Genomic DNA, 20,027 nt, shown 5'->3' on the forward strand with positions numbered 1-20,027 from the left:
AACCAAGCCCCCATCTTTTCTTCGGTTCTCCTGCTGCCCCTCTTGCTTCACTCTGGCCGGGTGCCCCTCCTGATCTGCTCCGCCTGCCCTTGTGGTGTGGGGGCTGGCAGGTGCTTTTCGATTATTTCGGCGATTTTGGGGTTCGAAGTGAGGATGGATGCTTGGGGAGGTGTTTGCAGGTGGGGGGCTCCGCCAGAAATATAATTTTAATTCAAGTTATATTATTACTGAGGTCAGGAGTATACAAATGGTTTTAACTTTTCTCTGTGTCCCTCCGTGGTTAATATTGAACTAATTCCAGCCCCCCTCTGGTACACCCATATCACAAATGAAAAACAGGGATTTCGTATTTTAGCAATTTTATACACTAATGCCGTTTTTAGATGGGGATTCTTGGCTCTCTTAGGCTAATATTGACTGAGAATAATTCATTGAAAACGGCTTAATTTTTCATTACATTAATAATAAAAATGAAATTCTAATCGTGGAAAATAAAAACCAAAAACGGGCGCAGGGGGAGTTGAACCCCCGATCTTCAGCTTAGGAGGCTGCTGCCATATCCAGGCTTGGCCATGCGCCCATACCGGATTAAAAGTAACTCTTAACTGCTGATATCAAATATTAAGTTTATGTATTTCAACATTTCTCTGTATTGAATTAAATCCATTAATTGCCGATATATTTATTATCATTAAAGGTATTAACCACCCGTTATTGAATTACTATTATTAGAGGAATTATATGCAATATCAAGGTAAATCGAAAAGAAAGTTCACAGGTGGAAGACTTATTTCTTCCCACGGCAAAAGAAAAGGGGAAATTGGCAGGGAAGCTGCAGAGCCTCATTTAGATAACACCAGACGTAAGATAGTAAATACATTGGGTGGAAACACAAAGGTCCGTTTATTAAGATGTAATGTGGTAAATGTCACTGATCCAGTAGATAATTCTACCAAACATATCTCCATTGAAACTGTTGTAAATAATTTAGCGAACCAGCATTATGTCAGGAGGAATATCCTGACTAAAGGTTCTATAATAAAAACAGAAATGGGTGATGCTAAGATTACAAGCAGACCCGGTCAGGATGGAATTGTTAACGCAGTCCTTATTAAGGAATAAATTTCAATCGACTTGATTTCGGTCGACATTTTTTTTATTTTAATGAAATCCAAATATTTATGTACTTTTGATTATACATGCTTTGTACATTCTATTATAGTACCTTTAATGAAACAACAGAACATCTAACACGTTAGGGTGGTATCCTTGGAATTTGAAAATATTGATAGAATCCTAAAGAAGAAACCTGATGACGCTGCTGAAGAATTATTAAATGGGATAAAAGAAATCTACGGCGAAATCCCTTATATTCTTCAGTTTATGAAGGACAGGCCTAATCTTTTGATACCAAAGGTGTTATATGATGATTCAATTATGAGGGAATTCAATCGCATTGATGAGAGGACGATAGAACTCATTTCAATAGGGGTTTCGGCAGCACTTAAATGTACACATTGTTTGAATATGCATATCAGGGTGGCGAATAGAATGGGTATTAGCAGGGATGAGATATTTGATGCCATCCTAATAGCTGGAACGATTTCAAATGCATCAGTACTTGCTTATGGCACAAGAGCTCTGGATGTGGAAATGCCTAATGATGACGATTCATCACAAAATAGCAGTGAAGATATTTGTGATATTTGTAAAATTCCCAGTGAGGACATAGAAAAATAATTTCATTAGATAAACTTTAAGTTTAATTTTTTGGTGGAATTCCAAGCATATTTATCTGGTCTATTAGTTCTGTCAAACCTTCGATCTCCCGCTGGATAACTTCATCGTAAGTCATTGAAATGCTCATCTCTCCGTCTACGGTAAGCTTATCAGGCCCTCTGCGGACGATTTTTTCAATCCCATCACGGTTCAGAACTTCTTTTATTTCCATATCATGAACAAAGGCACGTCCAGGAAATATAACAGTTTCTTTAATTTTACTTAAGTCCAGTTTTTTAATATCTTCAATAGTAATTAGACAGCCAATATCCTTCTCTACACCTACCACATTCACATGTGCGGTAAGTTTTTCAAAAAGAGCTTGCAGCAAAGGAGCAGATGTCCGGCTTGTTATGATGGTGGCTTCCATTTTTGGAGTTGGTAGCCTGGAAAATGCTTCTTCATCATTAATAATAGCAAAAGGAGACCCTGTTTTTGGATCACCTAAGGGGGTGCCTGTTACTCTGAAAGGATACTCCTTGTCTACCTGATTTACTATTGAGAAAAATTTATCTATTGAATGTGCTTCAATTCCCGGGATAATGGGCGAGTTATTTAGTATCAGTCCCTGATCAAATGTATTGGCAAACCTCATAAGTATGAGACCTTTTGCACCCATGGATTCCAGGTCATCACATGTTTTTCTCAATACATCGTTGTCATTTACTCCTGGTAATAGAACAATGGCAGCATATACATCGGCATCTTTACAAAATAGCTCAAGATTGGATAAAGATGCTTCAGGGGTTTTATCATTCATGTATTCTTTTCTAAGCTGTGGATCGGTAGCAAATACAGTGAAGGACACTTCTTTTACTCCATGGTCCAAGTAGGACTCAGCTTCATTTCCTTTGGTGAATCCTTTGCCACTGGTGTATCCAAGATGTATTGGACTTTCTAATTGGGAGACCACTTCTGTTAAGACTTCAAGGTCTGGATAACAACTAACATCCCCACCACCGCTTATGGTGATTCGATCAATATTTTCATTATTGAAATGTAATATCTGGTTTACATCCTGGATAACCATCTGGACCGGTTTGAAACCTGGATAGGATTCTTTTACCCCTTCAGTGCAATATCGACATCCTTTCTTGATGGGTAGGCAGTGTTTACAACCAAAAGCAGGAACATCTTTTACAGCCTTAAAATAACAGTATTTGCAAAATCCCATGCAATCGAATCCCGGTCTCCCACCTACATCAGCTAATAGTTCCATTTGAATCATCCTGTTTTTGTGTGATTATTTTACAAGTCTATAAATATTGATATGATTCTCTTTGAGCGTAAGCTACATGCTAATATAGTTTGCGCTCATATTGTTCTAATAGGGTGTAAAAAACAAACATTGTAAAAAGTCGAACTTTTAAAATTTTTGAGATTATAATGATTAATCCGTAACCTTTAAGTATGTTTGTTGTTTTAATAGAGTATACAGTAAACTGAAGTTGGTTGGTTACACAATATTCAGTATAAGAGGTTTAGCTATGAAAAATTTTGATTAATTGGAACTTTTGTATAACTTTTTTAAGTTCTATTTCAAAATATGACGCTATTCTTCTTGTATCCAACAATGGAAGTTTTCTGAATAAAGTATAGGAGGAAAAATAAGCGTGTCTGACAAAGTAGACCTATATAGCGACAGAGGAGCTAAACTCAAAAGTGGCGTAGACATTCGAGATATAAGCCCTCTCCGAAACAAAGCTATCAAGAAGATTGTACACGACACTAAGCGAACAGCAGCTGTAGACCTGGCTGGAATCGAGAAAGCATTGGCCACAGGAAAATATGGCGGCAAAGGCCGACAAGTTCCTGGAAGGACACTGAAACTCGATGTAGTCAAGAATGCAGACAAGATTGTCGCTAAAGTCGCGGACCTCGTAAAAGTAGATGCTGGAGACGATACCAACGTCAAGTCACTCAATGGTGGCAAACAGATGCTGGTACAGGTACCCTCTTCAAGAATTGAAGCAGGTGCAGAATACGTGTCATCATTGACATGTGCATCAATGGGAACACTCCAAGCTATGATTGAAACCTTTAATCTGAACATGTTCAATGTTCCAGAGACAAAGGCAGCAATCATGGGACAGTATCCACAGACCATGGATCTGGCTGGCGGTCATGTCAAGTCAATCCTGGAAATCCCACAGAAAGATGAGGGCCTGGGCCACTCATTGAGGAATATCATGGCAAACCATCTGGCAGCCGTGACCAAGAAGAACGCAATGAATACAGCAGCCCTCTCAGGTATATATGAGCAGGCCGGTGTGTTCGAGATGGGCAATGCTCTCGGTATGTTTGAGAGAAACCAGCTTCTCGGTCTGGCATATCAGAACCTGAATGCCAACAACATGGTATATGCAACAACCAAGGCAAACGGTGCTACAGGTACAATCGGTACAGTAGTGCACTCAATTGTCGAACAGGCAATCGAGAACAAAGTAATTGCAGCCGATAAGAAACTCGGTTCCGGATATACCATGTACAAAGCAAATGACGTATCCATGTGGAACGCATATTGCGCAGCCGGAACTCTTGCAGCAAACCTGGTTAACTGCGGTGCAGGAAGATCACCACAGCACACCTCTTCAACACTGTTGTATTTCAACGACATTATTGAGAAGGAAACTGGTCTGCCAGGATGCGACTGGGGTAAGGTACAGGGAACTGCAGTAGGATTCTCCTTCTTCAGTCACTCAATCTATGGCGGCGGCGGTCCTGGTGTGTTCAACGGTAACCACGTAGTTACCAGACACTCAAGAGGCTTTGCTATCCCATGTGTTGCAGCATCAGTATCACTCGATGCCGGTGTCCAGATGTTCACTCCAGAGATGACATCCGGTCTGGTCGGAGAAGTGTTCGGATCAGTTGATGAATTCAGAGAGCCTATCAAGGCAGTAGCAGGAGCGCTATAAACGAAAAAATGAGGATTTAAATGGTCAAAACCGCTCCCGTTTCACGCAAAAAGAAACCAATTCAAGTTGAAATATTCCCACAAAGAGTGTTAATGCCTGATACAGCCGAAAGGTTGTTGAATGCCATTGATAAAACACCTGGTGTTATCAGGATGACAATCAATGGACCCAGTCTACCCACACGGGTAGCATGCGGATCAGGGAAATTCACTCCAGTAAATCATCCTGATCGGCGGATCATAAATGTTTCAGATCAAGCATTTGAACTGAACATAAGGGTTGGCAGGATTAGGATAGAAATAGAGGATCGAAATGTCAAGGAAGAAATTAATAAAGCGGCAAAAGAAGCATTGCCATTCCCCTTCGAATTCAGAGAAGGGCACTTTATTAAGACAAAAGCTACCCTGACAGATTATGCCAAATACGGTTTCAAGAGCAGGACCGACGAGTCCGTCAATCTTGAGGATGAACGTTTGTTAGGATTAATTGATCCTAAAGCGAATCCAAAAGACCGTATATGTATATTGGAATCAAAAGCAGAGTGATATAGAATGTTCGGACGAGAAACACAGTGTGTGGACTGCAGAGAAAGCATGGGCCTCGGCAGAGGTGGTGGCCTTGCTCAGCGAGGTACACTATCAGAGACCGGCAGGCCTGATGTGATCGCAGTCGCCATGTCTCCCGGACGAAGACATATCACTAAACCTGTATGTGAGATCACATACGGACTCAGAAGAGAAGGAATCCAGGTAAGTGTCCTGGTGCTAAATTCCGGTGCAGGCGTTCCTGAAGATCTTTCAGGACAGTCTACAATGGGATACGGACCCAAGTTCGGATTGAATTCCAAGGAATTAGCACAGATCAAAAGACACAAGCTATTGATCCTGCATCTGGGTAATGTTGATTCCCATGTCATAAATAAGGCAAAAGAGGTTCTGAAATACGTGGATATTCCAACGATAATTGCCTGCCAGAATCCCATCGATTTTGAGCAGTTTGCTGAAGCAGGAATTAAAACCAGACTTGTCAAACCAAAGCCTGAAAATATTCAGACAAGAGGTACAGTCATGGAAATCGTAAGCGGAATCACAAGAGGCGAAACCTGTTCCAGGGAGAACCTCAATAAGATTGTAAAGTATGTAAAGACCATCAATCCACAAGATAACTAAGGAGGATATGTAATATGGCATATAAACCACAATACTATCCCGGCAGCACTTCCGTTGCTGAGAATAGAAGAAATCACATGTCAAACAACGTCAAGAAAGTCAGGGATATCTCTGATGAAGATTTGACCGCTTGTCTTGGCCACAGAGCACCTGGTAGCGACTATCCAAGCACACATCCACCTCTCGCTGAGATGGGTGAACCAGACTGTCCAGTGAGGGAGATCGTAACTCCAACACCAGGTACAGCAGCTGGCGACCGTGTCAGGTATGTCCAGTGGGCAGACTCCATGTATAATTCACCATCAGTACCATACTGGAGATCATACCACGCAGCAATCAACTATAGAGGTGTGGACCCCGGTACACTGTCAGGTAGACAGGTTGTCGAGGCCCGAGAAAGAGATATGGAAGCCATCGCCAAAGAACAGATGGAGACTGATATGACCTGTCCAGGTCTTTCCGGTCTGAGAGGATGTACTGTCCATGGACACTCCTGCAGATTGCAGGAAGATGGTGTCATGTTCGATATGTTGGACAGGCGCCGATTAGAAGGCGACAGCATTGTCCAGGATAAGGATCAGGTCGGTGTACCAATTGATCGAAAGGTCAATCTGGGTAAGCCAATGTCTCCTGCAGAAGCAGCCAAGAAGACTACATTCTACAGAGTAGGCAATGTTGCTTTCAGAGATGATGCTGAAGTCGTCGGCTGGACACAGAAAGTCTGGGAACTGAGGACCATTTATGGGTATCAGCCCAAATAAAACAGAGGTGATATAAATGGCAAATTTCCAAAATGAAGCAACTGCTAAAAAAGCATTCGTAAGCGCAATGGAAACCAAATACGCTAAGGAATGGGGTTCCAACAAGCAGAATGATGACATCCAATCACAGACAGCAAAATATCTGAGACTGGGTACCGAGCAGAATCCACGAAAGATGGAAATGGCAAAGATCGGTGCAGAGATCACCAAGAAGAGAGGTCTCCAGGCATATGATCCAATGCTCCATCTGGCTGGTATTCCACTGGGTCAGAGACAGTTGACCCCGTATACCCTCGGCGGAACAGATATCGTATGCGATGGTGACGATCTCCATTATGTCAACAATGCTGCCATGCAGCAGGAATGGGATGACATAAGGAGAACATGCGTCGTAGGTCTGGACCTGGCCCATGAGACTCTTGAGAAGAGGCTGGGCAAGGAAGTCACACCTGAGACCATCAACTACTATCTGGAAGTTCTGAACCATGCAATGCCTGGTGCAGCTATTGTCCAGGAACATATGGTTGAAACACACCCCGCAATGGTAGATGACTGCTATGTAAAGGTCTTCACTGGCGACGATTCCCTGAAGGACGAACTGGATCCACAGTTCGTGATCGACATCGACAAGATGTTCAGACCGGATCATGCAGCCCAGATAAAGGCTTCAATAGGCAAAGCATCATTCCAGGCAGTACACATCCCAACAGTAGTCTCAAGGACTGCTGATGGTGGTCAGACATCCAGATGGATGGCAATGCAGGTCGGTATGTCCTTTATCAGTGCATATCACATGTGCGCTGGTGAAGCAGCAGTAGCTGATCTGGCATTCACAGCCAAGCACGCTGGTCTCGTAGAGATGTCCGAAATGCTTCCCGCAAGGCGAGCAAGAGGACCTAACGAGCCTGGCGGTCTGTCCTTCGGTCACATGGCCGATATTGTACAGACCTCAAGGAAGTTCAGGGACGATCCATGTAAGATTGCTCTGGAGACCTGTGCAGCAGCAATGATGCTGTACGACCAGATATGGCTCGGCGGTTACATGTCCGGTGGTGTCGGTTTCACAATGTATGCAACAGCTGCATATACTAACAATGTTGTGGACGACAACCTCTATGCAGATACCGAGTACGGATGGGATAAATATGGTACAGGCATCGGTAAAACCGTTGCACCAACCATTGACATCATCAAAGACATCGCTACCTGGGGTACACTCTATGGTCTGGAACTGTACGAGAACTATCCAACAGCTCTGGAAGATCACTTTGGTGGTTCACAGAGAGCAACCGTAGTGTCAACAGCTTCAGCAGCAGCCTGTGCAATCACTACAGGCAACTCAAATGCCGGTCTGTCAGCCTGGTATCTGTCCATGTACCTCCATAAAGAGGGACACGGTCGACTCGGTTTCTTTGGATATGACCTGCAGGATCAGTGCGGTGCAACCAACGTGTTCTCCTATCAGTCCGATGAGGGTCTGCTCGGTGAACTCAGAGGAGCAAACTATCCAAACTATGCCATGAATGTCGGTCACCAGGGCGGTTATACAACTGTCGTCACAGGTGGCTACACTGGTAGAGGAGATGCATTCTCAACCAATCCACTGGTTAAGGCTTGCTTCGCAGATGACCTCATGAACTTTGACTTCGTCGAAGTTCGAGAATGCTTCGGTAAAGGCGCCCTGAGAGAGTATGACAGGTGCGCTGGCGAGCGAGCATTCGTCATTCCAGCAAAATAAAATTGTAAAACTATGTAGGTGTGTTCTCACACCTACAATTCTTTTTTTTTAATACAATACTGTTACCGGTAGGTAACAAAAACTATTCAAACCCCTGAATCATGAATAATGAGATCGTGATTGGTATCAGACTTTATCTCTACTGCCGGTATTTCTGACAGACGAATAAAGCAGATATACCACAGCCATGATCAGGACGATCGTAGCACCGGAAGGGGCGTCAAACACATACGAGAGCCATAATCCAAAGCAAGTAAACACTGATCCGAACATAAATGAAAGAAACATCATCTTTTTGAGATCTGATGTAAATTGCCGGCTAAAGGCTGCGGGAATTGTCAGCAGTGCAATGACCAGAATAATACCCACCACTTTTATCAGCACTACAACACTCAGAGCAATTAACGATAATAGTACAAGGTATAAGTGCTCGGTGGGAACTCCAAGTACGGTAGTGAATTCTTCATCAAAGCACAGTGCCAGAAATTCCTTATAAAACGCATATACTACAAGGATGATAACCCCATCCAGAATCAACATTAAAAGGATGTCAGAAAACGGAACTGTCAGGATATTCCCAAAAAGGTAGGTCATTAAATCCGGGGCATAACCGGGTTTCAAACTAATAAGGAGGATTCCTATGGACATTCCCATAGCCCATAATATCCCTATGAAAGTATCTTCCGGCAGTCTGGAACGTTTGCTTACCAGACCCATGGACAGTGCCGAAACAATACTAAAGGGCAGCACTCCCAGAATCGGATTGATCCCCAGGTAGTATCCAAGCCCGATACCGCCAAAAGATGCATGTGCAATCCCGCCGCTGATAAAAACGATACGTTTCACCACCACATAAACACCGATAATGCCGCAAGCAATACTGGCAAGTATCCCGGCAGCGATAGCATTTCTTATAAATTCGTATTGCATTAGCTCAATCATGCTAATATACCATTAATGATGTTTTAATACCCTGTGCGGAACACCGTGAGCGATCAGCTCCACCGGACATTGATATGCCGCTTCCAGATCTTCTGCAGTCAATTCCTTTGAGTCGTGATAAAACAGCTTGTGGTTCAGGCACGCTATCTTGTCCACATAAACAGAAACTGCACTGATATCATGTGATACCATGATTATCGTCATTTTAGTTTTAAGTTTTTCTAGCAGTTCATAGAATTCTGTTTGCACAAGTGTGTCGATACCTGCAGCAGGTTCATCCAGTAAAAGCAATTTGGGATTGGCTGCCAGTGCCCTGGCAATGAATACTCTCTGCCGCTGTCCTCCTGATAGATTTCCAATCTGACGATCCTTATACTCTAGCATATCAACCATCGTAAGTGCATCAAGAGCCATTTTTTTATCATCCTTGCTGTATTTTTTGAACAATCCGGCCTGACCGAGGCGCCCCATCAGTACCACATCCCAAACGCTTATTGGAAAATCCGGATCAAAAAGACTGTATTGAGGAACGTATCCGATGTACTTCCTGCTGTTTTGAGGTGTGTCCCCTAAAACTCTGATGGTCCCTCTGCTGGGTTTTATCAATCCCAGAATGACTTTAAGCAGAGTGCTCTTCCCCCCACCATTTGGTCCTATGATACCCAGAAAATCATGTTGTCTTAAAGTAAGATTTACTCCTTCGAGCACTTTAATACTATCATAATGCACCCATACATCCTTAAGTAAGATTACATCGGTTTTCATATTCATGTCAGACTTTTAGTAAATGAATTTGTAACTTCACGTAGATTTAACAGATAGTCTTTTGCCAGAGGATCTGCCGGTACAACACTGCCTCCGATCTCCTTTGCTATCACCTCAGCACTTTTTGTACTGAATTGAGGCTGGACAAAGATGATTTTAATATCATTCTCCTTAGCGGTTTTGATCAAATGTGCCATATCACTGACACTTGGTTCTTTGCCTTCGATCTCAACTGCTATCATGGTAAGATTGTAGTCCCGTGCAAAATAGCCCCAGCAAGGGTGAAAAACCATGAAAGTACGGTTTTTGAATCCTGATAAAGACTGGTTGATCTTAGAGTCAAGTACTTCCAGATCACGAATATATTGCTCTTTGTTCTGCTCATAATATGTTTCATTAGCCGGGTCGATCCGGATCAAACCGTCACAAATGTTTTGCACCATGATTTCAGCATTTACAGGAGATAACCAGATATGTGGATCCATACTGCGTTCATCATTGTTATACCTGGAATTTTCTTCCTCGTGATTGTGCTCTTCCATTTCCATCAATGTGACACCTTCTGAAGTGTCAACCACAAACATTTCCGGATTGGCTGATCTGATCTTATCCAGCCAGACCTCCTCAAACAAAAGTCCAGACCCTGCTTTAACATACATTCCGGCACTGCTTACCGCCTTTAGCTGACTTGCAGTCGGTTCATAGGTGGCAGGATTTGCACCGGGCGGTATCATTACAATCACATCTACTTTATCTCCACCGATATGCTCTACAAAATCAGCCAGCGGCAGGATACTGGCCACGATAATGAATTGTTCCTGGCCGGTTTGCTGATCAGGTCCATTAATACATGCATTACCCGAAAAAACTGCAATGAGGAGTAGAATTACCAGCAGTATTTTGTTATTCATTTTATTTGGTACTCCCTAATTTATGTCCTGTTCTCAGTAGGTGAAATTATCGTATTCAATTCAGGAACCTTCTCCACGACATCTTCAACATTCTTTGCCGTTTCAGGCATTTGTAATATCTTCACAAAGTTATCACGAAGCACATGGAATGGCCCCTCACCGATATCACGTATTATTAAAACATTGACATCCCGACTTATCAGAAACTCCGCGGTCTTTACACCTTTTTTCTTCTCCAAAGCGGCTGCTGGGTTCTTAATGACATCCCAGCATTTAATTCCATCATTTTCCATTTCGATAATTATAAAAAACGGGGCCTTACCAAGATGAAGGGAGAGCTTTGAGCGAAGACCATCTTGTGCAACAACAGGAACTGCAACTTTCACTATTGCCATCTTTCCAGGTTTGGCATTGACTATTATGTGTTCCAGATTATTTACTTCTTTCTTCACTGCACTTTTAATTTCATCAGAAAGCATCTCAACTTTTTTCAGATCGACGTCACCTTTGGTTTCAACTATAATTTCCCCGAACACAACAAGTCCGGATTTTCGGAGTCTTATATCCTCCACATTATTAACACCCTGGATATCACATACAGCCTGACGGATCTTTACAATCGATTCCTTATCAAGCCATGCATCCATCAGTACTAAAGCCGAGTCCCTGGCAATCCCAATTCCGAGCCTGAATATCATTAAAGAGATAACCAGCACTCCAATACTATCGAGCCACGGCATGCCTGACATTGAGCCAGCAATTGCAATGACAACGACCAGGGAGCTGAAAACATCTGTGTATGAATGCATTGCATCTGCAATCAGAGCCGTACTTCCCGAATAAAAGCCAACAATGCCTTTTAATGCTGCAAGAAAGACTAATGCAAGGGTAGACTTCTTCGAAGTATTGATCCCAATACGCAAGTTCTCATTTAAACGATTTTCCATTTTTTTGTTCCTTTATGGATTACATATTGAACCTGTGTTCAAGATAATAATTAGAATAGATCGCACCCAGAGGATTATGTGCCAGCACTCTATCCTTTACTGCCAGAGTAGTTACAGGCGCCTGCGAGTGCTGAGTAAAAAGAATATCATGGCCAATACACAATCCAACAATGATATTTAAATCGGTTTTCTCATTATTCAACACCAGTGCCTGACCCATCGGATTGCAGATCGCTTCAAAACTACCATTGCGTAATTTTTCCAGATCATATCTGTCTTTATCAATTCCGCATACTTTACAGCAGACAGAGAACACCTTAAAATCCTGTGTCAAAATCTCATGTATTACCTTTGCCTCGTTTTCCAGACCTACACAAAAGGCAATACCAAGTTTTTCATACTCCATCCCATTGGCATAGATAATGAGCTCTTCTAATCTCGTTTTATCCATATAATACCTGGATTCGATTTGTGCCGAGATTTTCATGGATTCAAGGTTCTTGCCAGTATATTCAACATCCGCTTTAATTGTAGAACAATCCTTTCCTTCACGGCACTTTTTCTTTTCACATAACCCACATTGCATCTAATAATCTCCGTTTATTGTAACATTTTCAGAGCATTTTCCAGTGTAATAATTGATATTTTCCCAGATTTTTTTCACATTATTTGAAAACTCATTTTCAGAAAATTCAACTACGGTCATCTCCTGGATCATAGCCATCGTCGCTGTTTCATCATATGGTATCCTGCCCACAACATCAAGCCCATTTTCGGCACAGTACTTCTCGATGAGCCGGGTATTGCCAGGATTTATATCAAATTTATTTATGCAAACCACAGCCGGTACCTTGAAATGGCTGGCCACACCCAGTATTCTCTCCATGTCATGTATACCTGATAATGTGGGTTCTGTCACAATTAATACAAGATTTACACCTGAAATAGCAGATATGACCGGACAGCCAATCCCCGGGGGCCCGTCTATGATTATTAAATCTTTATTAGATTTATTAGCCAGGACCCGGGCATTATTTCTTACCAGTGTAATCAATTTGCCAGATGCTTCTTCAGCAGTATTAAGCACGGCATGGGACATAGGTCCAAACCGGGTTTCTGAAAGATAAGCAAATCCGGATTTTCGATCAACCAGATGTATTGCATTAAAAGGACATACATATTCACAGACACCGCATCCTTCGCATCTTTCATTGACTACGTTAAAGTCTTCATCAATAGCTTCAAACCTGCAATAATCAGTACATTTTCCGCAATCGATGCATTTTTCCTTATCTATTGCAGCAATTTTCAGCCCGGAAAATTCAACAGTTTCTTTAATATCAGGTTTCAGGATAAGATGCAGATCTGGAGCATCCACGTCACAATCAGCCAGCACGGCATTTTCAGCCAGGGATGCAAAAGCTGCAGTAATGGTAGTTTTTCCAGTCCCACCCTTACCACTTATGATGGTGAGTTGTTTCATTTAGCATCCCCCCTCTGGATGACATTAAAGAGACGGACAAATTCCTCCTTCCATTCGGGCATTTCCAAAACAAAGGGTTGACCGTTTGAGTAAAGCCTTGCAATATCCTCATTGTGTGGTATCTTCATAAGGACTGGAATATCTCTTTCCATGCAGAATTTTTCTACCCTGTCATCACCAATTCCATCCCGATTAATAACTACTCCAAATGGAACTGCTAAGTGTTGTACTACTTCAACTGCAAGTTTCAGATCATACAGACCAAAAGGTGTGGGTTCTGTAACCAGCAGGCAAAAATCAGTGCCTCTAATGGTTTCAACGGCAGGGCAGGAGGTGCCGGGGGGTGAGTCGAGTATTGCATTTTTTTCTTTGTCGATTTTCTTTTTCAGGGTTTTAATTATCGGAGTCGCCATAGGTTCCCCGATATTTAACATTCCATGATAAAATTCAACTCCATCAGAACCCCCCCCCTCAATTATGCCAATAATACGCTTCTCCTCAGTAATGGCTCCTTTTGGACACACTAATGTACATCCTCCACAACCATGGCACAATTGTGGGAAGATGAGGATATCAGAAGGCAGTACAGCAATAGCATTGTACTGGCAGAATTTTGAACATTTTTGGCAATAGTCACACTTTTCGTTATCGACTACAGGAACTGATAGATATACATCTTCAACCTTTTCCAGATCCATATCAAAGAACAGATGGGAATCAGGTTCTTCAACATCACAATCCAGCAACTGTGCATTAGCAATGCTAAGCGCCATATTTGTTGCTATCGTAGTCTTACCGGTTCCGCCTTTTCCGCTTGCAACAGATATTATCATTCTAATCACCTCAAATCTTTGTACTAAGTATTCCTATAAAATTTGCTGGCAAAAGATATGGCATATTTTGATATTCTACACGTACCAGACTTCCATCTGATAGCATAGAATCAATATTCCCGGATTCGGAGAATCTTATCTCAATATCTCTAGCCTGTTCTTCCCTTAATGGATGGCGGGAACATATCTCTATAATTGCTGTTCTGGCATCCGGATAGTTATTAAAACCAAATTCGCCGGACTCATGATCAGTAAGGTCCAGTGTAGTATCAAAAATCTCATGTGCCCTGATTATTCTCCCTGGTTCGGACGGTCTAACACCGGGGTTTGCAGGCGGTCGGATTGGAACTGAAATGTATATGCGGTCAGGTTTTAACTGTTTAATGGCATCATTTATTTCCATTAAAGATTTATCTGAATCATTCACATCCTTAACCAGCATGACCTCAAGCCATATTTTACCTGAATACTCTTTCCTGAAATCAACCAGTCCTTGAAGCATTTCTTCAAATCCAATACTACCATGAGGTCTGTTAAGTGTTTTATAAACCTCTTCATTTCCGGCATCAAGTGAAGGAAGTACCACATCGCTGTTTTTCAAATCCTGCCTTACATCCCTCATGAATAAGAGAGAACCGTTTGTGATTACAGCCACAGGTATCTGCCATTTTTCTTTGCACTGGTTAATTAACCAACCAAGGTCTTTGCATAATGTGGGTTCACCATCTCCAACAAAGGTAATATAATCGATATTTTCAGAATTCACGACTTTTTCGATATCAGACAGGATATCTTCTTTTGGATAGAAGCTTTCACGCCTCACCTGCACCCAGTCGGTTTCGCCCAATTGACAGTAGGTGCAGTTGTACGAACAGGTTTTTGGTGGTACGGGACTCACTCCTAATGAGAACCACAATCTTCTGGAAGGAACAGGACCATAAGCAAACATATTATCCAGAACCTCTTTTTAAAATAAAATCTCCTTGCTGTACTCCCAGTTCTTTTGCAATAAATGGGCATTTTGCTATGAGCATAAAGAAAATCTTTTCACTATCAGGAAGAGTCTCATAATTCCTCTGTCCTTTACTGATTATCATATTATTTTCTGCAATAATATCAGTAAATGTTTTGCCTGAATGATCTGGTCCATTTCCATCTACTCCAATATTTAATATTTCGACACCCGGCATTCTATCAATTCCTATATATTCAGCATCCTGCGAAGTGGTATCATTGATAAAAGGTGTCATTTTTACAGCACAAAAAATATTTTTGAATTTATATTTACTAATAATCGTTTCAAGCAGTATCTTGTCAAAAACAATTTCACCGGCATTGTCTGTCAAATATACAAGATTTTCAGCCTTTTCAAGATTATTTACGAATTCTGAAAAATGGTCGATCCTGAATTTATTTCCCGCCTCAAGTGAAATGGTTTTATTGATGTCAAAATTTCCGGTTCCATAATCTATCACATTTCCTGATATGGCCAGTCTCGCGGCTGTTAAAAGGGGTGTAGAAGATTGGTCTACAATTCTTTTCAACTCAGGATACATTCCCAATGCAATATCGTTGCATTCCTTTTTGATATTCTTATAGGGATCGTCTTCCTTGCTTTCCTTCCTGATCATATTGTAAACGACATCCGCAATATCAGGTGGACTGCTATTCCAGTTTATCTCTAAAAGCTTAGCCATTACCACTTTCAGGATTTTCTCTTGTTTTTTCACATCCTTAGTAACTAACCTTACAGCTTCAAGTGCCTGTCTTTGGATACAAAATATGCAGTCCAGTTGAACGTTCATAGCTTCAAATTCTTAATACTTAGGTTTTACTTGACAGGAACCATTAATGTAGCTCCAATTACTTCTTCTTTTGAAATATTACCAGGCAATGCTGCATGAAACATCCCAAAATCAACTATTCTTTCTTTATCAATGATTCCCGGCAAAACATTATAGCTTCCAATGGCTGATAGATGGCCAATCGGATGAATCCCGTCCATACCCGGAATAATTAAAGTTTTGGGTGGAATTTTTAATTTTTTAACTGAAATTGGTTTCGTTTCATTGATGTTAAATTCCATATCTTCATCTGCGACTATTAGGACGAAATTCAATTTATCCCCTATTTGGTATTCAAAAAAAGTTTTTTCAATTTCTTGTGTTTCATAGAATACCCCTTCATCCAACAATTTTCCTGCTCTTTCAAGTACAAGTTTAGCCATTAATTTATTCCTCCTTTTTCTACATCTCAATAATACATCCTGCTTTACATTCCATATACTGTTCTGGAAAAATCGTTTTAATCTCAGCTTTGTATCGAGTGCAATGACAGGGCATTATCATAGAAATATCATTCAGACATTCAAAATTATTGAATTTATGAAAACCTCCGAACACTCCGTACGGCTCCCCGAAGTCTTTAGCTGCATCAATGAAGTTCTCCAAACCCGGATGTGCACAGCCGGTAACAACCACAATACCCTGGTTAATTTTCAATAATATGGCCTGTTCTTTTATTTTTCCTCTCATTTCACCAGTAATATATACATCATGAGCGATGTTTTTCGGTCCAGTTGCCTCCACTTTACCTGCCCTTTGTTCGATCTCATTCTTCAATTCCCTGGAAAACGAATTGGAAACATATAAAGTAACATCCGGGTGCAGTATGTGGGTTAAGCCCCCCAGGTGGTCCCAGTGGTCATGTGAAATGACAATTGTATCGATATCCTCTTTCATAACCCTAAATTTATACATGTTATGAAGTAGAACTTTGCCATCCCAACCGGTATCGAACATAATCTTTCGTTTTCCTGTTTCGACCAAACAGGAAAACCCCCATCCTTTGACAAAACCATTTTCTGATTCATTGTCATATAGTATTTTCAATCTCATCTAACTCGGTGCAATAAGCGTACAATAAAAGCGTCACATAGCACCCCTGAATTGTATGCTCTTTTTGTTCAATTACCATAAAGGGAGGAAAAAACCTCCCTGACTATGGGTCACGTACTCATTACTTCTCTGACAAACTGTCCTTCGCCGACCAGTTCAATTATGTTGCCAAGTCGTTCCTTTCCAGGCTTTGTTCTGTATTTGACAAACACGGAGCCGATCTTATCGATCAGCGCAGGAATCTCTTCCTTTGTGCAGAATTCCTTCAAAAGGATACCGTCTGTCGGTTTTCGTGCATCATTACCCCCTATCCAGACTGAATAACCGATCTTATCTTCCAATGCAGCTTCGTGTGGGCATCCTCCCACACACCATCCGCAATTGGCACACAGGTCTTTGTCTATCACAGCCTTTCCGCCAGAGATAGAGAGTGCATTGAACTTGCACAATTCAACACATCTTCCGCACCCCGTACATTTTTCATTATCGATCTTTGGCTGCATTTGCCCCAACAGACCAATGTCGTGACGGTGAGCCCTTACACAATTGTTGGGACAGCCTGCTATTGCGATCTTCATCTTATGAGGTGTGAGTTTTTGTGCGAACTGGGGAGTCAGTTCATTTGCAAAATCCTTGGTCTCAACAAGTCCTTCCGGACAATATGCATTACCCGGGCAGGCAGAAACATAACCCATACCGATCGTCATGAGTCCATTTCCATAGACCTCGGCCATCAGGTCATCCACATCTTCACCCTTGACACCCTGTATCTCCACACTCTTCCTGGTAGTTACTTCAAGTGTTCCGTCCCCGTACTTGCCTGCAAGTTCCGCAACCTTTGCAATATAATCATAGTCAACAAGACCTGATTTGGTTTTTATCTTCACAAAGTTAGTACCTTTCATCTCAGGTCTTACACCCGGATAGTCCCGTACCCAGTAAGATTTTACAGATTTACCATTATCAAGACGCTTCTTAAGTTCGGATTTGAATCTTCGCATCTTAAGGTCTGCGAACTCTTCTATCAGACTGACCTCCACTTCATCAGATGTTTCTAAGTAACCTGCTTTTACTGCCGTATCAAGCAATCCCATGCCCTTGGCATTTCTTGCAATCAATGTTGTCCAGCCTTTAGATGACCCCATATATCCTGCAGAGATATCTGCAACCTTTGAGACCGCGTCCCTGCATATGCGGCATCCATCTGATACACATCCTGAGAGGTCCTTAAGAGAAAATTCCATGTCACCTTCGTCAGTGGTCACGATCATCTCGTCAAGGTGTATAGCTAATTTCCTGATCTTGTCTGTGTCAACACCAGCATTTGTCAGGTAATCGTACAGTTTTTCATAGTTGAAGTTCTCCATACAGAACAGGCCGATAGTATAGGGGATGTTTGGTATCTTTGTTTTCTCACCATCTTTCCCTACTTCGATCGGGTGGACATTAAGACCTCCAAAGAATTGTGTCCGTCTGGTGCCGTAAGTGTGGCACGGTAGTCCAACCATGGCAACGTTATTGAGTGTTTCGGTTGTTTCCTTAAGTGCATACATCACTGGAATCATTGAATATTTCGCACCTGCTGCACCTATGAGTTCTTCTTTATTTGTTACAATATGTGAACTTGGTTTTGCAATCCCTCCGGTAGTAACCGAACCGTCGATCAACCCATTGTCAAAACAGTATGCAAGAAGTGCTGTTACAGCCCCACCGTCCTGCCCTTTTTCACGGATCACAGGGTCTGTTGCCCTTGCAGCAACCATCTTTTCGTACTGTCCAATGAGTGATGGGGGTTTTGCCTTGAAGTTGAATACATTCATGGATATGCGTGATGCATCTGTCATGACTCGCTGACATACGTCTTTACATGCACCTTCTCCGTTTCGGTAGCATTCCTCTTTCAGTTTCGGACCGTTCTCATCAAATTCGATAATATCATATGGACACACTGCAGCACACGCACCACAATATGTACACATGCCTGTATCTACTATAGCATCTTTTAAAAACCATTTAAATTCTTCTGCCATTTGTTTTGTCTCCTAAAATAACATGTTTTTGATCCGGATCATTACTTTACAATCAGACATTCTCTCTACCCCATGTTACATAAATATTAACACCTCAAATAAAAAGATTAATTGGGGATTTATTCCCCAATCTCTTGAATCCTTTTTCTTATATCTTCCAATTCATTTTCCATGTTTTCGGCCATGTATTTCAGTTCAGCAAGTTCTTGTTCTTTTGTAATTGTCTGAACCACTGGTGGTGGGTAACTATAAGCACCGCGCTGCCAACCAGTTAAGCCTGTCGCACAGTACAAATTACGGCGACCCCGGCCTCCACCGCGATAAGAACCGCTGCTAAGGATGGGATTCATATATCCTGGGGCTGGATTCCGTGCACAATAACCTGCTGCTCTGCCTGTCCTCGGACCTAAACCTGAAGGTCCGGTTCTATCTCCTCCTGGCATTTATTTCACCTCCCTTTCAAGTGTTTCGATTCGCTTTTTGATCTTATTAATGCCTGTGCTCACGGCAGGCATTCTCATCAGTAGCTTCACTTAACAGTCCATTCTGCCATGCAGCCACTGCATCCTGAACTGTTCCTGAAGCACCTACAAATACATCGATTCCATATTGTTCGAACATATTTACTGCTTTTTTTCCTAGTCCGGAACAGAGCATAATATGGGTGCCTGTTGGTGCTATGTACTCAGGGGGCACCCCGATACCTCCCATATGTTCGCTTTTATTCGGAATCACTTCAACTGCATTTGTTTCAATATCAACTACTGTATAACTGGGTGCCCTGCCAAAATGCTGGGCTACCATATCATTTAAACCGCCTTTTTCCATTGTTGGTATGCATACTTTCATTATTC

Annotated in this window: 22 protein-coding genes and 1 tRNA gene; 7 read left to right on the top strand and 16 right to left on the bottom strand. The window is 41.9% G+C overall.

Translation table 11 applies throughout. The features are described 5' to 3' along the window. Window positions 1–505: 505 nt before the first annotated feature. Window positions 506–580: transfer RNA gene (locus IBX40_03640), tRNA-Arg, on the bottom strand. 161 nt (window positions 581–741) lie between these two features. Here IBX40_03640 and IBX40_03645 point away from each other — a divergent pair. Both IBX40_03645 and IBX40_03650 read left to right on the top strand, forming a co-directional pair. Continuing rightward, window positions 742–1,122, top strand: a complete 381-nt coding sequence (locus tag IBX40_03645; GenBank protein MBE0523414.1) for a 30S ribosomal protein S8e — start codon at window positions 742–744, stop codon at window positions 1,120–1,122. Window positions 1,123–1,269: 147 nt separating this feature from the next. Next, window positions 1,270–1,740, top strand: a complete 471-nt coding sequence (locus IBX40_03650) for a carboxymuconolactone decarboxylase family protein (GenBank protein ID MBE0523415.1) — start codon at window positions 1,270–1,272, stop codon at window positions 1,738–1,740. Window positions 1,741–1,762: 22 nt separating this feature from the next. Here IBX40_03650 and mmp10 read toward each other — a convergent pair whose 3' ends face one another. After that, window positions 1,763–2,998 carry a methyl coenzyme M reductase-arginine methyltransferase Mmp10 gene (gene mmp10 / locus IBX40_03655; GenBank protein ID MBE0523416.1) on the bottom strand — a complete coding sequence of 412 codons (1,236 nt, stop codon included), beginning with the start codon at window positions 2,996–2,998 and terminating at the stop codon, window positions 1,763–1,765. A gap of 394 nt (window positions 2,999–3,392) precedes the next feature. On the opposite strand from mmp10, the gene mcrB reads away from it, so the two are divergent. The 5 genes from mcrB to mcrA are packed head-to-tail and all read left to right on the top strand — an operon-like array spanning window position 3,393 to window position 8,365. Beyond that, window positions 3,393–4,697, top strand: a complete 1,305-nt coding sequence (mcrB, locus tag IBX40_03660) for a coenzyme-B sulfoethylthiotransferase subunit beta (GenBank protein ID MBE0523417.1) — start codon at window positions 3,393–3,395, stop codon at window positions 4,695–4,697. A gap of 20 nt (window positions 4,698–4,717) precedes the next feature. After that, on the top strand, window positions 4,718–5,242 hold the full coding sequence (mcrD, locus tag IBX40_03665) for a methyl-coenzyme M reductase operon protein D (protein MBE0523418.1): 525 nt from the start codon (window positions 4,718–4,720) through the stop codon (window positions 5,240–5,242). Between the two features lie 6 nt (window positions 5,243–5,248). After that, window positions 5,249–5,866: a methyl-coenzyme M reductase I operon protein C gene (mcrC, locus tag IBX40_03670; protein ID MBE0523419.1), complete on the top strand. Its 618-nt coding sequence runs from the start codon at window positions 5,249–5,251 to the stop codon at window positions 5,864–5,866. Between the two features lie 14 nt (window positions 5,867–5,880). Continuing rightward, window positions 5,881–6,627, top strand: a complete 747-nt coding sequence (mcrG, locus tag IBX40_03675) for a coenzyme-B sulfoethylthiotransferase subunit gamma (GenBank protein MBE0523420.1) — start codon at window positions 5,881–5,883, stop codon at window positions 6,625–6,627. A 16-nt stretch (window positions 6,628–6,643) separates the two neighbouring features. Then, window positions 6,644–8,365 carry a coenzyme-B sulfoethylthiotransferase subunit alpha gene (gene mcrA, locus IBX40_03680; GenBank protein ID MBE0523421.1) on the top strand — a complete coding sequence of 574 codons (1,722 nt, stop codon included), beginning with the start codon at window positions 6,644–6,646 and terminating at the stop codon, window positions 8,363–8,365. Window positions 8,366–8,491: 126 nt separating this feature from the next. On the opposite strand, the gene IBX40_03685 is transcribed toward mcrA, so the two are convergent. From IBX40_03685 to IBX40_03750, 14 genes are all read right to left on the bottom strand, one after another. Next, entirely contained in the window at window positions 8,492–9,307 is an 816-nt protein-coding gene (locus IBX40_03685) for a metal ABC transporter permease (GenBank protein ID MBE0523422.1), read from the bottom strand. A 12-nt stretch (window positions 9,308–9,319) separates the two neighbouring features. Next, a complete protein-coding gene (locus IBX40_03690; protein MBE0523423.1) occupies window positions 9,320–10,072 on the bottom strand; it encodes an ABC transporter ATP-binding protein in 753 nt (250 codons plus the stop codon). Between the two features lie 2 nt (window positions 10,073–10,074). Further along, window positions 10,075–10,983, bottom strand: coding sequence for a zinc ABC transporter substrate-binding protein (locus IBX40_03695; GenBank protein MBE0523424.1), 909 nt, complete (start codon window positions 10,981–10,983; stop codon window positions 10,075–10,077). A gap of 20 nt (window positions 10,984–11,003) precedes the next feature. Beyond that, complete coding sequence (locus tag IBX40_03700) at window positions 11,004–11,930, bottom strand: cation diffusion facilitator family transporter (protein ID MBE0523425.1); 927 nt, start codon at window positions 11,928–11,930, stop codon at window positions 11,004–11,006. Between the two features lie 19 nt (window positions 11,931–11,949). Further along, a complete protein-coding gene (locus IBX40_03705) occupies window positions 11,950–12,516 on the bottom strand; it encodes a DUF1847 domain-containing protein (GenBank protein MBE0523426.1) in 567 nt (188 codons plus the stop codon). Beyond that, window positions 12,517–13,413 (bottom strand): 4Fe-4S binding protein, encoded by an 897-nt coding sequence (locus IBX40_03710; protein MBE0523427.1) that lies wholly within the window; start codon window positions 13,411–13,413, stop codon window positions 12,517–12,519. Beyond that, window positions 13,410–14,246 (bottom strand): ATP-binding protein, encoded by an 837-nt coding sequence (locus IBX40_03715; protein MBE0523428.1) that lies wholly within the window; start codon window positions 14,244–14,246, stop codon window positions 13,410–13,412. The genes IBX40_03710 and IBX40_03715 overlap by 4 nt, the downstream gene beginning before the upstream one ends. Window positions 14,247–14,256: 10 nt before the next feature. Continuing rightward, window positions 14,257–15,195, bottom strand: a complete 939-nt coding sequence (locus IBX40_03720) for a radical SAM protein (GenBank protein ID MBE0523429.1) — start codon at window positions 15,193–15,195, stop codon at window positions 14,257–14,259. A 1-nt stretch (window position 15,196) separates the two neighbouring features. Then, on the bottom strand, window positions 15,197–16,051 hold the full coding sequence (locus tag IBX40_03725; protein ID MBE0523430.1) for a DUF89 family protein: 855 nt from the start codon (window positions 16,049–16,051) through the stop codon (window positions 15,197–15,199). A gap of 26 nt (window positions 16,052–16,077) precedes the next feature. After that, the gene (locus IBX40_03730) at window positions 16,078–16,473 is read right to left on the bottom strand and encodes a DUF22 domain-containing protein (protein ID MBE0523431.1); all 396 of its coding nucleotides are present in this window, start codon (window positions 16,471–16,473) and stop codon (window positions 16,078–16,080) included. 19 nt (window positions 16,474–16,492) lie between these two features. Further along, entirely contained in the window at window positions 16,493–17,074 is a 582-nt protein-coding gene (locus IBX40_03735; protein MBE0523432.1) for an MBL fold metallo-hydrolase, read from the bottom strand. A gap of 179 nt (window positions 17,075–17,253) precedes the next feature. Further along, window positions 17,254–19,173, bottom strand: coding sequence for a Coenzyme F420 hydrogenase/dehydrogenase, beta subunit C-terminal domain (locus IBX40_03740; GenBank protein ID MBE0523433.1), 1,920 nt, complete (start codon window positions 19,171–19,173; stop codon window positions 17,254–17,256). A gap of 119 nt (window positions 19,174–19,292) precedes the next feature. Then, complete coding sequence (locus IBX40_03745; protein MBE0523434.1) at window positions 19,293–19,616, bottom strand: DUF5320 domain-containing protein; 324 nt, start codon at window positions 19,614–19,616, stop codon at window positions 19,293–19,295. 46 nt (window positions 19,617–19,662) lie between these two features. After that, complete coding sequence (locus tag IBX40_03750) at window positions 19,663–20,022, bottom strand: NifB/NifX family molybdenum-iron cluster-binding protein (protein ID MBE0523435.1); 360 nt, start codon at window positions 20,020–20,022, stop codon at window positions 19,663–19,665. Window positions 20,023–20,027 lie beyond the last annotated feature (5 nt).

Source organism: Methanosarcinales archaeon (assembly GCA_014859725.1).
Lineage (GTDB): Archaea > Halobacteriota > Methanosarcinia > Methanosarcinales > Methanocomedenaceae > Kmv04.

Coding starts and splice junctions, on each gene's coding strand:
- IBX40_03645 (MBE0523414.1), top strand. CDS start 742: ATGCAATATCAAGGTAAATCGAAAAGAAAGTTCACAGGTGGAAGACTT.
- mmp10 (MBE0523416.1), bottom strand. CDS start 2,998: ATGGAACTATTAGCTGATGTAGGTGGGAGACCGGGATTCGATTGCATG.
- mcrD (MBE0523418.1), top strand. CDS start 4,718: ATGGTCAAAACCGCTCCCGTTTCACGCAAAAAGAAACCAATTCAAGTT.
- mcrC (MBE0523419.1), top strand. CDS start 5,249: ATGTTCGGACGAGAAACACAGTGTGTGGACTGCAGAGAAAGCATGGGC.
- mcrG (MBE0523420.1), top strand. CDS start 5,881: ATGGCATATAAACCACAATACTATCCCGGCAGCACTTCCGTTGCTGAG.
- mcrA (MBE0523421.1), top strand. CDS start 6,644: ATGGCAAATTTCCAAAATGAAGCAACTGCTAAAAAAGCATTCGTAAGC.
- IBX40_03685 (MBE0523422.1), bottom strand. CDS start 9,307: ATGATTGAGCTAATGCAATACGAATTTATAAGAAATGCTATCGCTGCC.
- IBX40_03690 (MBE0523423.1), bottom strand. CDS start 10,072: ATGAAAACCGATGTAATCTTACTTAAGGATGTATGGGTGCATTATGAT.
- IBX40_03695 (MBE0523424.1), bottom strand. CDS start 10,983: ATGAATAACAAAATACTGCTGGTAATTCTACTCCTCATTGCAGTTTTT.
- IBX40_03700 (MBE0523425.1), bottom strand. CDS start 11,930: ATGGAAAATCGTTTAAATGAGAACTTGCGTATTGGGATCAATACTTCG.
- IBX40_03705 (MBE0523426.1), bottom strand. CDS start 12,516: ATGCAATGTGGGTTATGTGAAAAGAAAAAGTGCCGTGAAGGAAAGGAT.
- IBX40_03710 (MBE0523427.1), bottom strand. CDS start 13,413: ATGAAACAACTCACCATCATAAGTGGTAAGGGTGGGACTGGAAAAACT.
- IBX40_03715 (MBE0523428.1), bottom strand. CDS start 14,246: ATGATAATATCTGTTGCAAGCGGAAAAGGCGGAACCGGTAAGACTACG.
- IBX40_03720 (MBE0523429.1), bottom strand. CDS start 15,195: ATGTTTGCTTATGGTCCTGTTCCTTCCAGAAGATTGTGGTTCTCATTA.
- IBX40_03725 (MBE0523430.1), bottom strand. CDS start 16,051: ATGAACGTTCAACTGGACTGCATATTTTGTATCCAAAGACAGGCACTT.
- IBX40_03730 (MBE0523431.1), bottom strand. CDS start 16,473: ATGGCTAAACTTGTACTTGAAAGAGCAGGAAAATTGTTGGATGAAGGG.
- IBX40_03740 (MBE0523433.1), bottom strand. CDS start 19,173: ATGGCAGAAGAATTTAAATGGTTTTTAAAAGATGCTATAGTAGATACA.
- IBX40_03745 (MBE0523434.1), bottom strand. CDS start 19,616: ATGCCAGGAGGAGATAGAACCGGACCTTCAGGTTTAGGTCCGAGGACA.
- IBX40_03750 (MBE0523435.1), bottom strand. CDS start 20,022: ATGAAAGTATGCATACCAACAATGGAAAAAGGCGGTTTAAATGATATG.